The sequence below is a fragment of the Pseudomonas sp. AC255 genome, from assembly GCF_979258175.1.
In genome coordinates, this window is record NZ_OZ409841.1 from 4,490,546 (window position 1) to 4,510,000 (window position 19,455).

General features: G+C 59.4%; 10 protein-coding genes, 2 tRNA genes and 2 rRNA genes (1 of these 14 running past the window's edge). 2 read left to right on the forward strand and 12 right to left on the reverse strand.

Annotated elements, in window-relative coordinates; genetic code table 11:
• Positions 1-19: 19 nt before the first annotated feature.
• Positions 20-370: a cupin domain-containing protein gene (locus ACZZ0K_RS20395; protein WP_016770579.1), complete on the forward strand. Its 351-nt coding sequence runs from the start codon at positions 20-22 to the stop codon at positions 368-370.
• A gap of 200 nt (positions 371-570) precedes the next feature.
• Here ACZZ0K_RS20395 and mmsB read toward each other — a convergent pair whose 3' ends face one another.
• Positions 571-1,458: a 3-hydroxyisobutyrate dehydrogenase gene (gene mmsB, locus ACZZ0K_RS20400; protein ID WP_258707560.1), complete on the reverse strand. Its 888-nt coding sequence runs from the start codon at positions 1,456-1,458 to the stop codon at positions 571-573.
• Between the two features lie 10 nt (positions 1,459-1,468).
• Positions 1,469-2,995, reverse strand: a complete 1,527-nt coding sequence (locus ACZZ0K_RS20405; RefSeq protein WP_024011486.1) for a CoA-acylating methylmalonate-semialdehyde dehydrogenase — start codon at positions 2,993-2,995, stop codon at positions 1,469-1,471.
• Between the two features lie 149 nt (positions 2,996-3,144).
• On the opposite strand from ACZZ0K_RS20405, the gene ACZZ0K_RS20410 reads away from it, so the two are divergent.
• Positions 3,145-4,092, forward strand: a complete 948-nt coding sequence (locus ACZZ0K_RS20410) for a LysR family transcriptional regulator (protein ID WP_016771799.1) — start codon at positions 3,145-3,147, stop codon at positions 4,090-4,092.
• Here the strand turns inward: ACZZ0K_RS20410 and ACZZ0K_RS20415 are convergent.
• The 10 genes from ACZZ0K_RS20415 to ACZZ0K_RS20460 form a co-directional block, all read right to left on the reverse strand.
• Positions 4,089-4,544, reverse strand: a complete 456-nt coding sequence (locus tag ACZZ0K_RS20415) for an OmpA family protein (protein WP_463559290.1) — start codon at positions 4,542-4,544, stop codon at positions 4,089-4,091. The genes ACZZ0K_RS20410 and ACZZ0K_RS20415 overlap by 4 nt on opposite strands.
• Before the next feature lie 43 nt (positions 4,545-4,587).
• On the reverse strand, positions 4,588-5,856 hold the full coding sequence (locus ACZZ0K_RS20420) for a diguanylate cyclase DgcN/YfiN (protein WP_076565622.1): 1,269 nt from the start codon (positions 5,854-5,856) through the stop codon (positions 4,588-4,590).
• On the reverse strand, positions 5,853-6,422 hold the full coding sequence (locus ACZZ0K_RS20425) for a regulatory sequestration protein YfiR (protein ID WP_041477864.1): 570 nt from the start codon (positions 6,420-6,422) through the stop codon (positions 5,853-5,855). The genes ACZZ0K_RS20420 and ACZZ0K_RS20425 overlap by 4 nt, the downstream gene beginning before the upstream one ends.
• A gap of 119 nt (positions 6,423-6,541) precedes the next feature.
• Positions 6,542-8,650 carry an exodeoxyribonuclease V subunit alpha gene (gene recD / locus ACZZ0K_RS20430; protein ID WP_258707559.1) on the reverse strand — a complete coding sequence of 703 codons (2,109 nt, stop codon included), beginning with the start codon at positions 8,648-8,650 and terminating at the stop codon, positions 6,542-6,544.
• Complete coding sequence (gene recB / locus ACZZ0K_RS20435) at positions 8,647-12,333, reverse strand: exodeoxyribonuclease V subunit beta (RefSeq protein WP_463559291.1); 3,687 nt, start codon at positions 12,331-12,333, stop codon at positions 8,647-8,649. Before recB ends, recD begins: the two co-directional genes overlap by 4 nt.
• The gene (recC, locus tag ACZZ0K_RS20440; RefSeq protein WP_252885284.1) at positions 12,330-15,782 is read right to left on the reverse strand and encodes an exodeoxyribonuclease V subunit gamma; all 3,453 of its coding nucleotides are present in this window, start codon (positions 15,780-15,782) and stop codon (positions 12,330-12,332) included. The genes recB and recC overlap by 4 nt, the downstream gene beginning before the upstream one ends.
• A 153-nt stretch (positions 15,783-15,935) precedes the next feature.
• Positions 15,936-16,051, reverse strand: a 5S ribosomal RNA gene (gene rrf, locus ACZZ0K_RS20445).
• A 153-nt stretch (positions 16,052-16,204) separates the two neighbouring features.
• Positions 16,205-19,098: ribosomal RNA gene (locus tag ACZZ0K_RS20450) — 23S ribosomal RNA — on the reverse strand.
• Between the two features lie 247 nt (positions 19,099-19,345).
• Positions 19,346-19,421, reverse strand: a tRNA-Ala gene (locus tag ACZZ0K_RS20455).
• Between the two features lie 30 nt (positions 19,422-19,451).
• Positions 19,452-19,455: transfer RNA gene (locus tag ACZZ0K_RS20460), tRNA-Ile, on the reverse strand; it runs 73 nt beyond the window's last position.

Genomic DNA, 19,455 nt, shown 5'->3' on the forward strand with positions numbered 1-19,455 from the left:
CCACCTGCCCGGAGTCCCCATGACCGCGACCGCCCCAATCACCGTTCTGCGCGACACCCACCCGCTGCCAGTGCTCGACGCCTGCAAATGGGAAAAACTCGAAGGCGACCCGCACACCGTCAACCTCAACGCCTACACCAGCGAAGACGGCAGCAAGATCATGGGCACCTGGATCTGCACACCGGGCAAGTGGCGCGTCGATTATGTGAAGTGGGAGTACTGCCATTTCCAGGAAGGCTACTGCGTGATCACCCCGGACGGCATGGCGCCGATTCATCTGCGTGCTGGCGATATCTTCGTGGTTGAGCCGGGTATGAAAGGCACGTGGGAAGTGGTCGAGACCGTGCGCAAATACTTCGTCTTCGCCTGATGCAAAAAAGCCGGGAAATCACCCGACGTGATTTCCCGGCAAATGTCCCGGCGTTGCTAAAACTTGTGGCGAGGGGATTTATCCCCGCTCGACTGCGCAGCAGTCGCAAACCCTGAGCACTCGGTTTACCTGACACACTCCAGGGGCTGCTGCGCAACCCAACGGGGATAAATCCCCTCGCCACAAAGGGCTGATCGTGATTACTGCGGCTTGCGATAGCTGTTGATGATCGCCGAGAAGTCTTTCCCACCGTCACCGCGCTGACTCATCGCCTGATACAACTGCTGCGCCACCGCGCCGAGCACCACCGGTTGATGCGCCTGCCGCGCCGCTTCCGTCGCCAGCCCGAGATCCTTGAGCATCAGTTCTGCACCGAACCCGCCGGTATAACCGCGCGAGGCCGGCGCCGTTTCGACGATGCCCGGCCACGGGTTGTACATCTCCGAACTCCAGCAGCGGCCGGTCGAGCTGTTGATGATCCCGGCCAGCACGCCGGTGTCGATCCCCAGCGCATCGCCCAACGCCATCGCCTCACTGACGCCGACCATCGAAATCGCCAGCAGCAGGTTGTTGCAGATCTTGGCGATCTGGCCGGTGCCGACTTCACCGCAATGCACAATGTTGCGGCCCATCTGCGCCAGCACCGGTTGCAGGGTGGCGAACAGTTCCGAGGTGGCGCCAACCATAAAGGTCAACGTGCCGGCAGTCGCTCCACCGGTGCCACCGGACACCGGCGCATCGGCCATGGACACGCCTTGTTTGGCCGCCGCCGCTGCCACATCGCGGGCGGTCTGTGGATCGATAGTGCTGCAATCCACCGCCGGCACGCCTTGGCGAATGCCGGCGAGCACGCCCTCTTCACCCAGCCAGACACTGCGCACATGCACCGCGGCCGGGAGCATGGTGATCACCAGTTCGGCATCTTCCGCCGCCTCGCGGGCCGAAGCGCGGATGGTGCCGCCCAGTTGCTCGAGTTCCGCCAGCACGGTTTTGTTCAGGTCGACCAGATTCAGCGAGTGGCCGGCCTTGATCAGGTTGCGCGCCATCGGCGCGCCCATGTTGCCCAGCCCGATAAATGCGATTTTCATGATCGAATCCTCAGCGCAGGTTGATGGTGGTGTTCACGCCGTCGTTGACGCTGTCGTCATCGAACCAGCGCGCCGTGACCGTTTTGGTCTGCGTGTAGAACTGCACCACTTGCTTGCCGTACGGGCCGAGGTCGCCGAGTTTCGAACCGCGCGAACCGGTGAAGCTGAAGAACGGTACCGGCACCGGAATCGGAATGTTGATGCCGACCTGACCGACGTCGATTTCAGTCTGGAATTTACGCGCCGCCGCGCCGCTCTGGGTGAACAGGCCGGTGCCGTTGCCGAACGGGTTGGCGTTGACCAGCGCAATCGCCTGATCGAGGGTGTCGACTTCCAGCACCACCAGCACCGGGCCGAAGATTTCCTGGGTGTAGATCTGCATGTCGGTGGTCACACCGGAGAACAGGGTCGGGCCGACAAAATTGCCTTGTTCATAACCCGGCACGCTGATGTCACGACCATCGAGTTCAAGCTTGGCGCCTTCCTTGATGCCGCTTTCAATCAGTTCGAGAATCCGCGCCTTGGCCTTTTTCGAAATCACCGGACCGACATCGGTGCCCGGCTCGCTGCCGGCGTTGACCTTGAGTTTTTGCGCCAGTGCTTTCAGGTCTGGCAGCCACTGTTTTGCGGCACCGACCAGCACCACCACCGACGTGGCCATGCAACGTTGCCCGGCCGCACCGAAACCGGCGCCGACCAAGGCATTCAGCGCTTGCTCGCGATTGGCGTCCGGCAGTACCACAGCGTGGTTTTTCGCGCCCATCATCGACTGCACGCGTTTGCCATGTTTGCCGGCCAGGTCATAAACGTGGGTGCCGACAGCGGTAGAACCGACGAACGACACGGCTTTGATGTCCTTGTGCGTGCACAGACCATCGACCACATCCTTGCCGCCGTGCACCACGTTGAGCACGCCAGCAGGGACGCCCGCTTCGATCGCCAGCTCCACCAGCAGCATGGTCGACAGCGGATCCTGTTCCGACGGCTTGAGCACGAAGGTGTTGCCGCAGGCGATCGCCATCGGGAACATCCACAGCGGAATCATCGCCGGGAAGTTGAACGGCGTGATGCCGGCGCACACACCGATCGGCTGGCGCAGAGTGTAAGTGTCGACGCCGCCAGCGACGTTCTCGGCGAACTCGCCCATTTGCAGGGTGCCGATCGAGCACGCGTGCTCGACCACTTCCAGGCCACGGAAAATATCGCCTTCGGCATCAGCAATGGTCTTGCCCTGCTCGGCGCTGAGGACCACGGCGATGCGCTTGGAGTGCTCGCGGATCAGCGCTTGCAACTTGAGCATGATGCGCATCCGCGCGCCGATCGGGGTCAGTTTCCAGGTCTGGAACGCGCGCTGGGCGGCGCTGACAGCGGCATCGACCTCAGCGGCGGTGGCGAACGGAACCTTGGCCAGCACTTGCTGGGTGGCCGGGTTGACGATGTCGTGCCACTCGGTGGTCTGCGACTCGACCCATTCGCCGTCGATCAGCAGTTTGACCTTTTGCAGCGTGGTGTCGTTGGGCGTAAGCGATGCGTTCATGCTGGTCTCCAGAACTTGTTTTTATCGTAGGAGCCAAGGCGAAAGGTTCACCTTGAGATGAGGCGTGTGTCGCGAATTGGTTGTCGGACTGTTTTTGGAGTATAGATGTGCAAACTTCTAATAAGAACGCACATATAAGCCCGACCATCATGCAAAAAAACATCACCTCGCTAGGCTCGCTGAACTGGGACGACCTGAAGTTTTTCCTCGAAGTCGCCCGCACCCGCAAGGCCAGCACCGCCGCCAAACGCCTGGCTGTCGACTACACCACGGTGTCGCGACGGATCAGCTCGCTGGAAGCGGCGCTCGGCACATTGCTGTTCGAAAAATCCCGCACCAGCGGCTTCGTCCTGACCACTGAAGGCCAGCGCTTGCTCGGTTATGCCGAGTCGATCGAAAGCACATTGCACATGGCTTGCGAGCAGGTTTCCGGCTCGGGCGTGGCCCTGTCCGGGCACGTGCGCATGGGCTGCACCGAAGGCTTCGGCAGTTTTTTCATCACCCCGCAACTGAGCCATTTCGTCGACGCCTACCCGGCGATCTCAGTGGACATCCTGCCGCTGCCGCACTTCATCAGCCTGTCCAAGCGCGAGGCCGACATCGTCATCGCCCTCGAGCGGCCGGAGCACGGGCCGTACGTCTGCTGCAAACTCTGCGACTACCGTTTGCAGCTGTACGCAACCCAGGACTATCTTGACAAACACCCACCGATCCGCCGCCCGGCCGATTTGAGCAAGCATCAATTCATCAGTTATGTGGATGATCTGGCGTTCAGCTCGGAGCTGCTCTACCTGGCCAACGTGCTGCCCGGCGCCAGCGCAAACTTGCGCAGCACCAGCGTGATTGCACAATACGTCGCCGCACAGCAGGGGCGCTCGCTGGCGATCCTGCCGTGCTTCCTCGCCGCACAAGACCCGCGATTGCTGCCGGTGCTGCCGGAGGAAATCGACATCACCCGGCAGTTCTGGATGTACTGCCGCGAGGATCTGCGCAAGTTGAAGCGGATTACGTTGTTGTGGGATTACATCCGCGAAGTGACTGAACGCAATCAGGCGTTGTTGATGGGTGAAACGCGGGAGATGCGCTTTGCCGATTAGTCGGCGCTGACCACGATCGACACCCGGCGATTTTCCGTACGCCCCGCTGCGGTGTCGTTGGAAGCCACCGGTTCGCTGCTGCCCAGGCCTTGCAGCTGGATATTTTCCTGCTTCATGCCGACCGTGCCGAGGACGTTGGCAACGCTCTTGGCCCGGCGCAGCGACAGTTGCTGATTGTAGGTTTCCTTGCCCGACGCATCGGTGTGGCCATCGACGCGCACCCGCTCGATTCCCACGCTGAGCAACGCCTTGCCGATGCGTTCGACGATTTCCGTGCTGGCTGCGTTCAGGCTTTCGACGTCGCTGCCAAAAAGCACTTTGCCCGACAGGCCGAATTCCCAGCCGTCGTCGGTCAACTCGAAACCCTGCTGTTTGAGCACGGCGACCTGCGCCGGTGTCAGGCCTTTCTGCGGAGCGGTCTGGCAACCGCTCAGGGTCAGCGCGGCGATCATCAGCAATGCGGAAAAAGTCGAACGGGAAGAGTGAACACGGACATCAGCTCCTGGTGTGAACGGAATCGACCGGGCGCTCCGACCCGGCGGTGAATTGCGCGCCGCGCGACAGGCGCTTGGCCTGGTACATTGCCGCGTCGGCTGCGTTGAGCAAGGCACCCGGCGTGGCGCCATGATCGGGGTAAACGGCGATGCCGATACTGAGCGAGGTCACCACACTGCTGTCGCCGGGCAGGGTGATCGGCATGTCCATGCTGGCGAGAATCTTGTCAGCGATGTGCTCAGCGTCTTCGACCGTGTGCAGTGGCGCAAGCAGCACGGCGAACTCGTCGCCACCCAGCCGCGCGACCAGATCATCCTCGCGCAATTGCGCTCGCACGCGATTGGCGATGGCCACCAGCACTGCGTCGCCCGAGGCGTGGCCGAAGTTATCGTTGATGCCTTTGAAGCGGTCGCTGTCGAGAAACAGCACGGCGACCCGCTCATCGTGTTTTTTGCCGTTGCGCAAGGCGCGGATCAAGCGGCCTTCGAAAAACGCGCGGTTGGGCAAACCGGTGAGGCTGTCGTGGGTCGCTTGGTGAGCGAGAGTTTCGTTTTCGTTTTGCAGATGGGTTTGCCACGACTCGAGTTCGCCGAGCAAGGCATTGAAGTCATTGCCCAGATTATCCAGTTCAGCGATTTGCGCCGGCGGCACGCGCCGATCCAGCGCTCGCTCACTGCGCGCGGCGTGGGCGACGGCGGCGAGGCTGTGCAATGGGCCAATGATTGCGCGCAGCTGCCGCCGCGCCAGATAGAGCGCGACCCAGGCGCTGATCGCGGTGCAGAGCACAATCCCGGCCAGGCCGCTGAGCAGGAAGCGCATCAGGCTGCCGCCGTGGCCGATGAGCAGGACGCGACCGATTTCGCGGTCCTGATGCTCAATCGGCAGGCTCACCGGTTTTTCCAGAAGAGCGCGGGTGATCTGCATTTCCAGCTCGGAGAACAAGCCGGTCTCGACGCGCTGCCATTGCGCGATCAATTGGCCTTGCGCGTCGAGCACTCGGGCATCTGCCACTTCCTCGGTGGCGGCGATGATCGCCAGCGCCTCGGTTGCCGCCGCTTTGTCATTGAACACGACGGCTGCCTCGACGGTGTAGCTGATCGAACGGGCGATCAAGTGCAGGTTGTGGTCGGCATAGACCCGCAGCGCGAGCACGCCCAGCAAGGTCAGCGAAACACTGGCCATCGCCACCGCCACCAGCGCGACAATCAAATGCCCACGGCCAATGACCGAACCAAGGGTGGGGCGAGCCTTCCAACTGAACAGCTTCATGGCGCCGCCGCTTTGCGACGGGACAACTGCAACACGCTGGGGTGAATGCGCACACCACTGCGAGCCACGGAGTCGAGATTGACCTCGAACGACACTTGTTCATCGCCAACGCGCAGGCAGAACAGACTGCCGACGGTGCATTGATCGTCTGCTTCGCTGATGCTCAGCACCGGATGCCCGATCAACGATGCGAACAGGCGACTGCGTTCATCGGCTGTGAGCTTGCCGATGTACACCGCGTCGCATTCGCTGACGATGGCCGGGTTGTCCGCCAGCAGACGCCGCACGGCCACTGGCCGACCCGTGGCTTGGGTGGTGCCTTTGACCAGGTCATCGGTGTATTCGGTGGGGCCGACGATGCACAGACGCAATTGCGCCGGCTCCACTGGCCAGCGTGCGTAACTGAGGATGCCAAGAACCACTTGCGTGACCGCTTTGGCCCGTTGCTCGGCCGGCCCGGTTTGCGCTTGGGCGATGGCGCTGCCCGTGAACAACCAGAGCAAAACGATCAGCAATGCGTGCTGGCAGGCCACCACACGCTGTGTCGCCCAGACGGCCACCTTCATGGAGGGATTCTCTTGGAGCGTAACGAAATGATGCCGCAACGATAGCACAGCGCCAGAACACCAGCGAGGCGCCTGCCTCTGACCGGTTGGTCAGTACTCGTTGTCGGTCATTCAGCGCTTCATCCCGGAGGCTCGGTGCCCTCTTCCAGTTCCAGCATCAGCCCGCTCAGACGCTTGACCTTGCGCAGCACCCCCTCTTCAAACACGCCGGCACGCGGCTCGATCAAGGTGAACCAGTGCCGGGCGCGAGTAATCCCGGTGTAGATCAACTCCTTGGTCAGTACCGGATTCAGCGCATCCGGCAGGATCAGCGCCGTGTGGGCGAACTCCGAACCCTGGGACTTGTGCACCGTCATGGCGTACACGGTTTCGACATCATTGAGTCGACTCGGCAACACGAAGCGCACGCCGCCCTGACCATCGTTACGCGGAAAGGCCACGCGCAGAACCGTTTTGCCGATTTCTGCGCCTTCACGCTCGGGCAGTTTCAGGGCGATGCCGATGTCGCCGTTCATCAGGCCCAGACCATAGTCGTTACGAGTCATCAGCACCGGCCGACCTTCATACCATTGTTGATCGCTCTCGATCAGACGCGCCTTGAGCAACGCAGTGGTAATGCGCTGGTTCAGACCTTCAACGCCCCATGGCCCTTTGCGCACCGCGCACAGCAACTGGAATGTGTCGAACGCCTGCAAGACTTCCCGCGCCCAATCGGTCCAGTCCGCATGCTCAAGTGGCCGCGTCGACGGTGGACGCTGATCGCGCAGTACGCTCAAGTAATGGCGATAACCTTGCGGGCCGTTGCCGTGACCTTCGAGCAGCAGGCGTTCGAGCTTGAGATCGTGCTCGCCTTTGAGCGGTAGCGAATACACGTCGTCGTAGCTGCCGACCGCGAGCAACTGCCGCGCTTCATCGGCCAATTGCTGATTAACCCGGCGCGCGAGCTGACCGATACCGCTGCCCTCGCCGAAGCGGCGCGAGTGACGCAGCATCACCACTTGTTGCGCCAACGGATGGGTGCCGTCGCAGTCTTCATGCAAACCGCTACCCTGCAACGACTCGCCACTGACAGACTCCAGCCATTGTCGCGTTTGCGGGCTGTACCAACCGCCCTCGGCGTCACGGCACAGATCGCCCAGCACCGCGCCCGCCTCGACCGAGGCCAGTTGATCCTTGTCGCCCAGCAGCACCAGCCGAGCATGGGCCGGCATGGCGTCGAGGAGGTTGGCCATCATTTCCAGGTCGATCATCGAAGCTTCGTCGACCACCAGCACATCCAGCGGCAGGCGGTTGCCGGCATGGTGACGGAAATGCCGGGTGCCGGGTCGACTGCCGAGAAGACGGTGCACGGTGGTCACATCGCTGGGGATCGCCGCGCGCACCGCTTCGGCGACTTGCAGTGATTGCACTTGCTGACTGATCGACTCGGTCAAACGCGCAGCGGCCTTGCCGGTCGGTGCCGCCAGACGAATGCGCAGCGGATGGCCAGCCTCGACGGCCGGTGCCTGCAGCAATGCGAGCAAGCGCACCACCGTGGTGGTTTTCCCGGTGCCCGGGCCGCCAGTGATGATGCTGAAGGCGCTGCGCGTAGCGATGGCGCAGGCGAGTTTTTGCCAATCGATGACAGCTGCGGATTCCGCGCCGCCGAACAATTCGTTCAGACGCTGCGGCAGATCATCCGGCGTCGGCTCCTGCTGCATCAAGCGTTGCCGCAACGCTGCATCGATGCGGCGTTCGTAGGTCCAGTAGCGGCGCAGGTACAGGCGTTTCGAGGACAGCACCAGCGGACGTGTCTGCGCTGTTTCACTCGGGTCAGCGGCCAGGGCCACCAATGGACTACTTGCCAGCACTTTGCACCAATGGGCTCCATCGAGCGTTTCGAGCAATTGCGAGGGCAGCAACAACACACCGCCCTGCACATCGCCTTCGGGCGGCAATGACAGTGCAAAATCCGGCGCCTTGAGGGTTTCAAACAGGTCCAGACACACATGACCATGGCCGAGTTGGTGACTGGTCAACGCCGCCGCGAGCATCACCAGCGGATCGGTCTCGGGCTCGAGTTCATGCAGGAACGCGACAAAGGCGCGGTCCAGCGCGCGCAGCCAGCCGCGCTCGACCCAACGGCTCAGCAACAACAGCAAATCATCGGCGCGGGTCAGCGGCGAGAGTTTCGACAGGCTGTCCGCTTCCAGCGGCGTCGGCAGCAGATCGGCGAATGTGCGGCTCATAAGAGGACTCCCTGTTCCCAGGCGGGTTCGGACTTGGGTTCGGGTTTGCCCTGGAACATCCGGTCGAGGCGTTCGATCAATTCCCGTGGCGGACGCACGAAGTACACGCCGCGACTATCCGCACGCGTACCGCGTAGAAACAGATACAGCGCCCCGCCGATGTGACGGTCGTAATCGTAATCCGCCAGCCGCGCCTTCAACTGGCGATGCAGTGCCAGCAGATACAGCACGTATTGCAGGTCGTAACGATTGTCAAGGATCGACTGCTCCATCGCCTGCACGGTGTAGGCCTGATCATCCACGCCGAGCCAGTTGGATTTGTAATCGGCGACGTAATAACGGCCAGCGTGCTCGAAGGTCAGGTCGATAAAGCCCTTGAACATGCCGTTGAGTTGCACCGGTTCTGCCGCAACACGAGCGACGCCATTGTGGGTGTGCTGGCGCACCTGTTCGTCGAGTTTGAGCACGTCGACTTTGTGGCTGGCGAACCAGAACTCCATCTCGACGCGGTATTGCGTCAGTTGCTCAAGAACCACCGGCGGTTGCCCGTCAGCAATCGGCAACGGTGAGTTGAGCAAATGCTGCAGCCAGTCAGTCAGCGTGGTGATCCAGCCTTGCCAGCCGCGCAGGTTGCAACGCCGGGCAATTGCATCTTCCAGCGCTTCGCGGGTAACCGAAAAACCTTCAGCACCCGCCCATTCGAGCAAGCCATGTAAAAACGTGCCCGGGTTAGGGCCACGCGGGAAGCGGTGGATATCTGCTCCACCACTGCTGATTTCATGTGGCGCGTCGGGATCGAGGCGCTCGTCATCGAAGAGCTTTTGCGCCTGCGGACTGTCCGGTGCTTCATCGCTGCCGACGCTCAATATGTCGCTGATGCGCAAAGCGCTATAGGAAGCGATCCACCAGTTTTCACTGGCTTTGCGCTTGGGCCGTAGCGTGGCTCGCAGGACTGCTTCATTGCGCGGCGGCTGGTAATGCTCCTCAGTGGGATGAGGCATTTCGCCGATGCCGATGGCCGGGCAGTCTTGCTGCAGATCCCGCAGCCAGCGATTCAATTCGCTGGACTCGCCCAAAGCGGCACCGCCCCCCAGCAAGTAACCCAGCGCTGACAGGTGCAGCACCGAGCTGTTGTTATTGCCGCGTTTCAGGTCAGTGACGCCCAGCCAGCAGGCATGCTGCGCGCGGGTTAACGCGACATACAGAAGACGCAGATCTTCGGCCAGACGCTCATCGTCAGCCAGGGCGATCAACTCGGGGGTAGGCTTGAGGCTGATCTGCGCCTTGCCCGCAGCGTCGTGGTAATGCAGCGGCAAACGGCTGCCATCCACCGGTTTCGCCGAGCAAATGAATGGCAGGAACACCAGCGGATATTCCAGACCCTTGGATTTGTGGATGGTCACCACTTTGACCAGTTGCTCGTCGCTTTCCAGACGCAGAATCTGCTCTTCACCGGCCTGACCGGACAGTGCCAGCAGCTCGGCCAGATGGCGGATCAGCGCTTGCTCGCCGTCCAGTTCAGCAGCGGCTTGCTGCATCAGCTCCGACAGGTGCAAAAGGTTGGTCAGCACGCGCTCGCCGTCACTGCGCCGCATCAGGGTTTGCGGCAGATGGAAGTCGTGAAGCAGGCGTCGCAACATCGGCAACACGCCCTGTTTGCGCCAGAGCTCTCGATAGCCGCGGAACTGCATGACCCGGGCTTCCCAGACCATTTCGTCCTGGTTCAGACGCTCCAGTTCGATCAGCGGCAGGTTCAATGTGGTGCAAGCCAGCGCAGCCTTGAGCGAGCGTTCGACATCGGGTTCGGCGCAAGCCTTCAGCCACGCCAGCAGATCGTGCGCCTCTTGGGCGGCAAACACCGAATCCTTGTCTGAGAGATAAACACTGCGCACACCTCTGGCGGCGAGTTCGGCGCGTACGGCCTGGGCTTCCTTACCGTCGCGGACGAGGATCGCGATGTCCGAAGGGCGTAAACCTTTGAAGTCGTCTGCTTGAAAGAAACCAGCGCTGCCGGTTTGCCCGCCATTGAGCAGTGCGGTGACTTGACTGGCGCAGGCGGCGGCCATTTGCTGGCGATAAACCGCGCCGGACAGCGGCTGATCGCTGGGCAGTAGCCAGACATTGAGTGCCGTGACGTCTTGCCCGGCAATCCGCAGCGTTTCCTTGCGTCCCTGAGACTCGACCGGGAGGAACGGTACCGGGTTCTCGCCATTTCTTTCGCGAAACAAAAACGCGCCGCGTCCCTGCTCTCGGGACTCGGCGCGTTCGAATACGTGATTGACCGCTGTCACCATGCCGTGGCTGGAGCGGAAGTTGGTGCCTAGTGTATGCAAACGGCCGGTAGTGGCCTGACGTGCGCGCAGATAGGTGTAGATGTCGGCACCACGAAAGGCATAGATCGCCTGCTTGGGGTCGCCGATCAGGAACAGGCCGGTGTCAGGGTGATTGTCTTCGATGCGGTAAATGCTCTCGAAGATGCGGTACTGAACCGGGTCGGTGTCCTGGAATTCGTCGATCAGCGCGACCGGGAACTGCTCGCGGATCAGCGTTGCCAGACGCTCGCCGCCCTCCGATTGCAGCGCGGCATCCAGACGCAGCAACATGTCGTCGAACCCCATTTCTGCGCGACGGCGCTTCTCTTCTTCAAAACGCGCGCCGACCCACTTGGCAGCGTGTTGCAGAACAGCAGCATCGGGCGTCGGCAAGGCATCAAGGCTCGACTTGAGTCCGGACATGGCGTCCAGTCCCGGATGACTGGGAGCCTGGCCTTTCCAGGCCTCGGCCATTCCATCGGGCGTCAATCGGGTGAAGCCGGTGCCAATGTCCAGTTGTTCAAGCGTCTCGTCTTCGGCCCAGGTCTTGAGTTTCTCGAACCAGGGCTCGAAATAACGCGCCTGCATTTTGCGGCCATCGACGGTTTTGCTGGCGACGCCTTCATGGCAGAGAGCAAGCAGCTCGTCTGCCCAGTCACGCCAAGGCATTTTCAGTTCGACCAACGCCGCTCGCCGCTCCAGCAAACACTCCTCGATCAGCTCCGCAGGCGCCTTGCCTTCATCGGTGTCACGCTCGCTGGCAAACAAGCCGCGCACCCGAGGCAACAACGCGGCGGGGCCACCCCAATTGCTGCGCACCCAGTTCAGCGCATCGCCCTGCATCGGGTAGCAGAACAGTCGCCAGTAATCGCGCAACACTTCGCCAAGCAGATCGCTGTGATCGGTTTCCAGGGATTGCGTGAACAGGCTGCCGCTGTCGAACGCGTGCTCGCGCAGCATGCGCTGACACCAGCTGTGAATGGTCGAGACGGCGGCTTCATCCATCCACTGCGCGGCGATATCGAGGCGGTTGGCGCAGCCCGGCCATTGCTGCGGATCGAACTGTTCGCGCAGCTCGGCAATCAATCCGTCGGGGGCAGTAATTTCATCGCGGAAGAACCGCGCGGCCTCAGCCAAGCGTGTCCGAATGCGTTCACGCAGCTCTTTGGTGGCCGCGTCGGTAAACGTCACTACGAGGATTTGCGGCGGCAGCAGTTCGCGTGCAAAACCGCTTGTCTCGCCGCCATGGCCGAGAATCAGCCGCAGATAAAGTGCCGAAATCGTGAAGGTTTTGCCGGTGCCTGCGCTTGCTTCGATCAACTGACTGCCGCGCAGCGGGAAGGCCAGAGCCAACGGTGTTTTGGTACTCATGCGCGCGCACCTTCGCTGGACAAGGAACGCCACGGCGCTTCGAATAATGGGCGGTACAACGCGTCGCACCAGCCGGTGAAGGTTTCGTCTGCCAACAATGCATCGAAGTCGGGATATTGCCGGAGCAGTGCCGGGCTTTCGCGCCGCTCGCCGTTGCTGGTCTGGCCGTCACCGTCATAGGCTTTTCGCGCAGCGGCTTCGGCTTTGACCGGGTCAGTTTGAGACAACCAGGCGAACGCGGTTTTTATCGCAATCGGCAAGGGCTGGCGCATGCCTGATTGCCACGCAAGAAGCAGGTCACCGAGCAAACGCAACGCTCGGTCTCGCTCCATTGGCTCAAGCAACAACGTGTCGTCACTGGCGACCAATGCCGTGGTCAGCGCATGCTCGCTGGCGCAGGCGACCAGATGGGTAACCCACGATTTGGTCAGCCGATGCCACTTGCGAGTTTTGATCGAGCCGATGCTATTGGGAATGGTCGTGACCGACAGCAGGCCGCCATCGGCGCGTTGATGCAGGTTTGCGAGCCAGCCCTCCAGCCGCAAACCCTGCAAGTCGAGACTGACCGGGATTGCACTACTCAATGGCGACGGCCATAACGTCAGCAACTGTTGATAACGCTGCAGAAGATCCGGCAGCGGTTCGATCAGTTCACGCTGTAGGCATTCGCCAAAACCGGCCATAGGCAGCAGACCACTGTTTTGCAGGCGCAGCGCCCGGGCTTGCAGCGCCTGATCGATATTGTCCGGCTGGCTGAGTGCGGCTTCCAGCAAACTGTCGCTCAGCGTGTAGCGCTGTAGGGCGTCCAGCACGAAAGGTTCTTCATCTGCCAACGGCGCTTGCGCCGCCTCGAAATAGACCTTGAGACGCTGGGTGAAAAAATGCCGAACCGGATTACGCAGAAAATCCTGCAGCAATGCCAGCGTCAACGGTTCATCTTGAACATATGGCGCGAGTAACGGCGCTTCGCTTTGCTGCGCTTTCTCTTGATGTAACACCTGCCACTCGCTGGCGTAGCTGAACAGTTGCTCGCCTTCGTGGAAATAGCGGGCACTGAAAGGTTGCAGGGGGTGTTCTTCGGTCAGCGCTTCCAATAGATCCTGGGTAGGGTCGATTGAACGCCAGCCGCTGGCGAGGTGATCGCGCAACTGGCCGATGAGCACCGAGGCGGGTCGTTCGCTGTTGTCACGGATGCTGCGGCCAACCCAACTGATGTAGAGCTGAGAGCGCGCGGACAACAGCGCTTCAAGTAACAGATAGCGGTCGTCCTCACGTCGTGAGCGGTCGCCTGGGCGGTAATCACTACCCATCAGATCGAAGTCCAGCGGCGGCTGCGCGCGGGGATAATCGCCGTCGTTCATGCCCAGCAGACATACCAGTTTGAAAGGAATGGCACGCATCGGCATCAAGGTGCAGAAATTCACCGCACCGGCGAGGAATCGTTGCGACAATCGGCCCTGATCCAGCCCGGCGAGCCAGGCTTCGCGCACGACAGTCAGCGGCAATTCGTCAGTCAGGCCGACCGCCTCGCAGGTTTCCAGCCAGGTCTCGCGAAGCTCTTCGAGCTGGGTCAGCAGGTAGTCGTCGTGCTCGTTGCTCGCCTGAAAGAACACCTGCATCAGCGCCTGCAAGCGCAGCCCCCACTCTTTCGGTTGAGCAGGTTGCGTGAGTTGCTGGTGAGCGATTTCCAAGGCATCCAGCAGCGCAACCAATGGCCCGATCAGGGCAGCATCCAGCCCACCAATTTCATCATAAGGTTCGATGCCTGCACACGCCTCAGCGCTGCCGACTGCGTAGCCCAGCAGCATTCGGCGCAGGCCGAAATGCCAGCTGTTCTGCTCCAGTTGCTCCGGCAATCCGAGACCGGCCCGTTGCTCTGCGCTCATGCCCCAACGCACGCCGGCACCCTCGATCCAGCGGTGTAGGGTTGGCAGGTCACGTTCCTCTACGCCAAAGCGAGCACGCAGAGCTGGAACATCGAGCAGGTCGAGAATCTCGCTGACCGGGAAACGGCTGTCCGGCAGCTTGAGCAGGTGCTCGACGGCGATTAGTAATGGATCACGTCCTCGCTGGCCCTGGTCCGCCAAAGTGAACGGAATGAAGCGCGGGTCAAATCGATCGAGCTGACCGAAAACCGCGCGGATATGAGGGGCATAGCTGTCGATATCCGGGACCATCACGATCACGTCCCGTGGGCGTAGAGCCGGGTCGGCGCTGAAACGCGCCAGGAGTTGATCGTGCAGGATTTCGACTTCGCGCTGGGCACTGTGGGCGATGTGAAACCGGATCGATTGGTCCTGCGCCAGGTCGACAGCGGGCCAGAGCGCACGAGTCTCGTTGAGGGGGCGCAATTCGAGGATGTCGTCCTGAAGCTGGTTAAGCATGTTGTGCGGCTGGGCTTCGCTGAACAGGTCGATGCGTCCGTCACGAAAGGCTGCGCGGTAGCTGTTGGGATCGTCGTAGCTGTCGAGCAGGTTGATATAGTCGCGACCTTGCTTGCCCCAAGCGGCCAGCAACGGATGCGCGTGCTGATGCAGGGTTTCGGCATCAAGTACAACGGGCATCCCGCTTTTGCGTTGTTGGCGCTTGTATTGATGTCGCAGCAGATCCTTGTCGGCAACGATATCGGCCCAGTGATGGCGACAGGGGTTGTGTACGCAAAGCAGAACCTGACTGAAGCGCGCCAGACCGGCGAGCGCTTCAAGTACCTGCGCGGGTAGCGAAGAAATACCAAAAACGATCACACGCGGTGGCAGTGAAGCCGGAGCCTCATCAAGAGTGTTGATGCGCTCCATGAAACGTTGATGGACGCCGGCACGACTCTGCGCCATGCCTTGTTCGCCGACGTCATCCAGCAGCGCTCGCCACAACTCGGCCTGCCAGCAACTGGTCGCTGGCAGAGGCTTGATTTCACCTCTGACATTGCGCAGTTGATGACGCCCCTCAGCCCAATCTTCCAGCCAGTCAGCCCGGTAGACCTGATATTGGTCGAACAGATCGGCTAGACGCTCTGACAACTGATAGCGCTTGCGCAGATCGCTGTCGTGAGTGAGGAAGCGTTGCAGCGGCTCGAAATGGGGGCGATCGATTACCTGTGGCAAGAGGCGCATCAGACGCCAGGTCAGCGGAGCTTTATCGAGCAGGGATTTCGCCGGAATTTCTTCTCGTCCCAATACCATGCGATACAGCTGCCACATGAAACTGCCGGGTAGTTGAACGTCAATCGCCGCAGCGATCCCGCAACCGCCGAGGTCATCGTCTTCAGGATCTTCGGCCAATGCGAGTTTGAGCCATTGGGCGATGCCGTTGCTTTGCACCAAAGCGATTTCGTTTTCCAAGGGTGCCAGTGGGTAGCGCCGCATGATGCTGACCACAAGACTGCGCAGCTCATCGAGACTGTTGCTCTGAACCACCATGAATGCAGCGTTGAGGGACTGGGCGTCCGACATATGGATTCCTTGGAAAATCGCTAAAGCCGAGGCAGAACCTTAGCATTGTCGGCCGGCTGTGACAGCCGGACGAGGTCTGCGAAGCCTGTAAGAACTTTCTCGCAGGCAAAACAAAACCCCAACTGCTTTCGCAATTGGGGTTTCGGAATTTAATCTTGACGATGACCTACTCTCACATGGGGAAACCCCACACTACCATCGGCGATGCATCGTTTCACTGCTGAGTTCGGGATGGGATCAGGTGGTTCCAACGCTCTATGGTCGTCAAGAAATTCGGGTACTGACTCGGGACCAGATGGCCTCGCTTCAGCAAATTGGGTATGTGACAGCTGGTGTTTGTGAACTTCGAACTTTCGGTTCGTTTCGTCTTCACACACCGCAATCTGGTGCCTTTTCAGGTCAGCAAATTGCTTGGGTGTTATATGGTCAAGCCTCACGGGCAATTAGTATTGGTTAGCTCAACGCCTCACAGCGCTTACACACCCAACCTATCAACGTCGTAGTCTTCGACGGCCCTTCAGGGAACTCAAGGTTCCAGTGAGATCTCATCTTGAGGCAAGTTTCCCGCTTAGATGCTTTCAGCGGTTATCTTTCCCGAACATAGCTACCCGGCAATGCCACTGGCGTGACAACCGGAACACCAGAGGTTCGTCCACTCCGGTCCTCTCGTACTAGGAGCAGCCCCTCTCAAATCTCAAACGTCCACGGCAGATAGGGACCGAACTGTCTCACGACGTTCTAAACCCAGCTCGCGTACCACTTTAAATGGCGAACAGCCATACCCTTGGGACCGGCTTCAGCCCCAGGATGTGATGAGCCGACATCGAGGTGCCAAACACCGCCGTCGATATGAACTCTTGGGCGGTATCAGCCTGTTATCCCCGGAGTACCTTTTATCCGTTGAGCGATGGCCCTTCCATACAGAACCACCGGATCACTAAGACCTACTTTCGTACCTGCTCGACGTGTCTGTCTCGCAGTCAAGCGCGCTTTTGCCTTTATACTCTACGACCGATTTCCGACCGGTCTGAGCGCACCTTCGTACTCCTCCGTTACTCTTTAGGAGGAGACCGCCCCAGTCAAACTACCCACCATACACTGTCCTCGATCCGGATAACGGACCTGAGTTAGAACCTCAAAGTTGCCAGGGTGGTATTTCAAGGATGGCTCCACGCGAACTGGCGTCCACGCTTCAAAGCCTCCCACCTATCCTACACAAGCAAATTCAAAGTCCAGTGCAAAGCTATAGTAAAGGTTCACGGGGTCTTTCCGTCTAGCCGCGGATACACTGCATCTTCACAGCGATTTCAATTTCACTGAGTCTCGGGTGGAGACAGCGCCGCCATCGTTACGCCATTCGTGCAGGTCGGAACTTACCCGACAAGGAATTTCGCTACCTTAGGACCGTTATAGTTACGGCCGCCGTTTACCGGGGCTTCGATCAAGAGCTTCGCGTTAGCTAACCCCATCAATTAACCTTCCGGCACCGGGCAGGCGTCACACCCTATACGTCCACTTTCGTGTTTGCAGAGTGCTGTGTTTTTAATAAACAGTCGCAGCGGCCTGGTATCTTCGACCGGCATGAGCTTACGGAGCAAGTCCTTCACCCTCACCGGCGCACCTTCTCCCGAAGTTACGGTGCCATTTTGCCTAGTTCCTTCACCCGAGTTCTCTCAAGCGCCTTGGTATTCTCTACCCAACCACCTGTGTCGGTTTGGGGTACGGTTCCTGGTTACCTGAAGCTTAGAAGCTTTTCTTGGAAGCATGGCATCAACCACTTCGTCACCCAAAGGGTAACTCGTCATCAGCTCTCGGCCTTAAGATCCCGGATTTACCTAAGATCTCAGCCTACCACCTTAAACTTGGACAACCAACGCCAAGCTGGCCTAGCCTTCTCCGTCCCTCCATCGCAATAACCAGAAGTACAGGAATATTAACCTGTTTTCCATCGACTACGCTTTTCAGCCTCGCCTTAGGGACCGACTAACCCTGCGTCGATTAACGTTGCGCAGGAAACCTTGGTCTTTCGGCGTGGGTGTTTTTCACACCCATTGTCGTTACTCATGTCAGCATTCGCACTTCTGATACCTCCAGCAAGCTTCTCAACTCACCTTCACAGGCTTACAGAACGCTCCTCTACCGCATCATCCGAAGATGATACCCGTAGCTTCGGTGTATGGTTTGAGCCCCGTTACATCTTCCGCGCAGGCCGACTCGACTAGTGAGCTATTACGCTTTCTTTAAAGGGTGGCTGCTTCTAAGCCAACCTCCTAGCTGTCTAAGCCTTCCCACATCGTTTCCCACTTAACCATAACTTTGGGACCTTAGCTGACGGTCTGGGTTGTTTCCCTTTTCACGACGGACGTTAGCACCCGCCGTGTGTCTCCCATGCTCGGCACTTGTAGGTATTCGGAGTTTGCATCGGTTTGGTAAGTCGGGATGACCCCCTAGCCGAAACAGTGCTCTACCCCCTACAGTGATACATGAGGCGCTACCTAAATAGCTTTCGAGGAGAACCAGCTATCTCCGAGCTTGATTAGCCTTTCACTCCGATCCACAGGTCATCCGCTAACTTTTCAACGGTAGTCGGTTCGGTCCTCCAGTCAGTGTTACCTAACCTTCAACCTGCCCATGGATAGATCGCCCGGTTTCGGGTCTATTCCCAGCGACTAGACGCCCTATTAAGACTCGCTTTCGCTACGCCTCCCCTATTCGGTTAAGCTCGCCACTGAAAATAAGTCGCTGACCCATTATACAAAAGGTACGCAGTCACAGAACAAAGTCTGCTCCCACTGCTTGTACGCATACGGTTTCAGGATCTATTTCACTCCCCTCTCCGGGGTTCTTTTCGCCTTTCCCTCACGGTACTAGTTCACTATCGGTCAGTCAGTAGTATTTAGCCTTGGAGGATGGTCCCCCCATATTCAGACAAAGTTTCTCGTGCTCCGTCCTACTCGATTTCATGACCAAGAGATTTTCGCGTACAGGGCTATCACCCACTATGGCCGCACTTTCCAGAGCGTTCCGCTAATCTCAAAGCCACTTAAGGGCTAGTCCCCGTTCGCTCGCCACTACTAAGGGAATCTCGGTTGATTTCTTTTCCTCAGGGTACTTAGATGTTTCAGTTCCCCTGGTTCGCCTCTTGCACCTATGTATTCAGTACAAGATAACCATCTTATGATGGCTGGGTTCCCCCATTCAGAGATCTCCGGATCAAAGTCTGTTTGCCGACTCCCCGAAGCTTTTCGCAGGCTACCACGTCTTTCATCGCCTCTGACTGCCAAGGCATCCACCGTATGCGCTTCTTCACTTGACCATATAACCCCAAGCAATCTGGTTATACTGTGAAGACGACATTCGCCGAAAATTCGAATTTCTCAACTAAGAGAACTCACAAATTTTACCTTAGCCTGATCCGTTACCAGTGAAAGTAACGTTCAGTCTATCTTTCTATCACATACCCAAATTTTTAAAGAACGATCTAGTCAAAGACTAGAAATCAACATTCATCACCGTACCGGTGGAATGCTCATTTCTAAGCTTTCAAACTTCAGAAGCAGTAGTGGTGGAGCCAAGCGGGATCGAACCGCTGACCTCCTGCGTGCAAGGCAGGCGCTCTCCCAGCTGAGCTATGGCCCCGTATTTCTACAGGCGTTTCCCACACAAAATTGGT

Coding starts and splice junctions, on each gene's coding strand:
- ACZZ0K_RS20415 (WP_463559290.1), bottom strand. CDS start 4,544: ATGATCGCCGCGCTGACCCTGAGCGGTTGCCAGACCGCTCCGCAGAAA.
- recC (WP_252885284.1), bottom strand. CDS start 15,782: ATGTCGGACGCCCAGTCCCTCAACGCTGCATTCATGGTGGTTCAGAGC.
- ACZZ0K_RS20425 (WP_041477864.1), bottom strand. CDS start 6,422: ATGAAGGTGGCCGTCTGGGCGACACAGCGTGTGGTGGCCTGCCAGCAC.
- mmsB (WP_258707560.1), bottom strand. CDS start 1,458: ATGAAAATCGCATTTATCGGGCTGGGCAACATGGGCGCGCCGATGGCG.
- recB (WP_463559291.1), bottom strand. CDS start 12,333: ATGAGTACCAAAACACCGTTGGCTCTGGCCTTCCCGCTGCGCGGCAGT.
- recD (WP_258707559.1), bottom strand. CDS start 8,650: ATGAGCCGCACATTCGCCGATCTGCTGCCGACGCCGCTGGAAGCGGAC.
- ACZZ0K_RS20405 (WP_024011486.1), bottom strand. CDS start 2,995: ATGAACGCATCGCTTACGCCCAACGACACCACGCTGCAAAAGGTCAAA.
- ACZZ0K_RS20395 (WP_016770579.1), top strand. CDS start 20: ATGACCGCGACCGCCCCAATCACCGTTCTGCGCGACACCCACCCGCTG.
- ACZZ0K_RS20420 (WP_076565622.1), bottom strand. CDS start 5,856: ATGAAGCTGTTCAGTTGGAAGGCTCGCCCCACCCTTGGTTCGGTCATT.
- ACZZ0K_RS20410 (WP_016771799.1), top strand. CDS start 3,145: ATGCAAAAAAACATCACCTCGCTAGGCTCGCTGAACTGGGACGACCTG.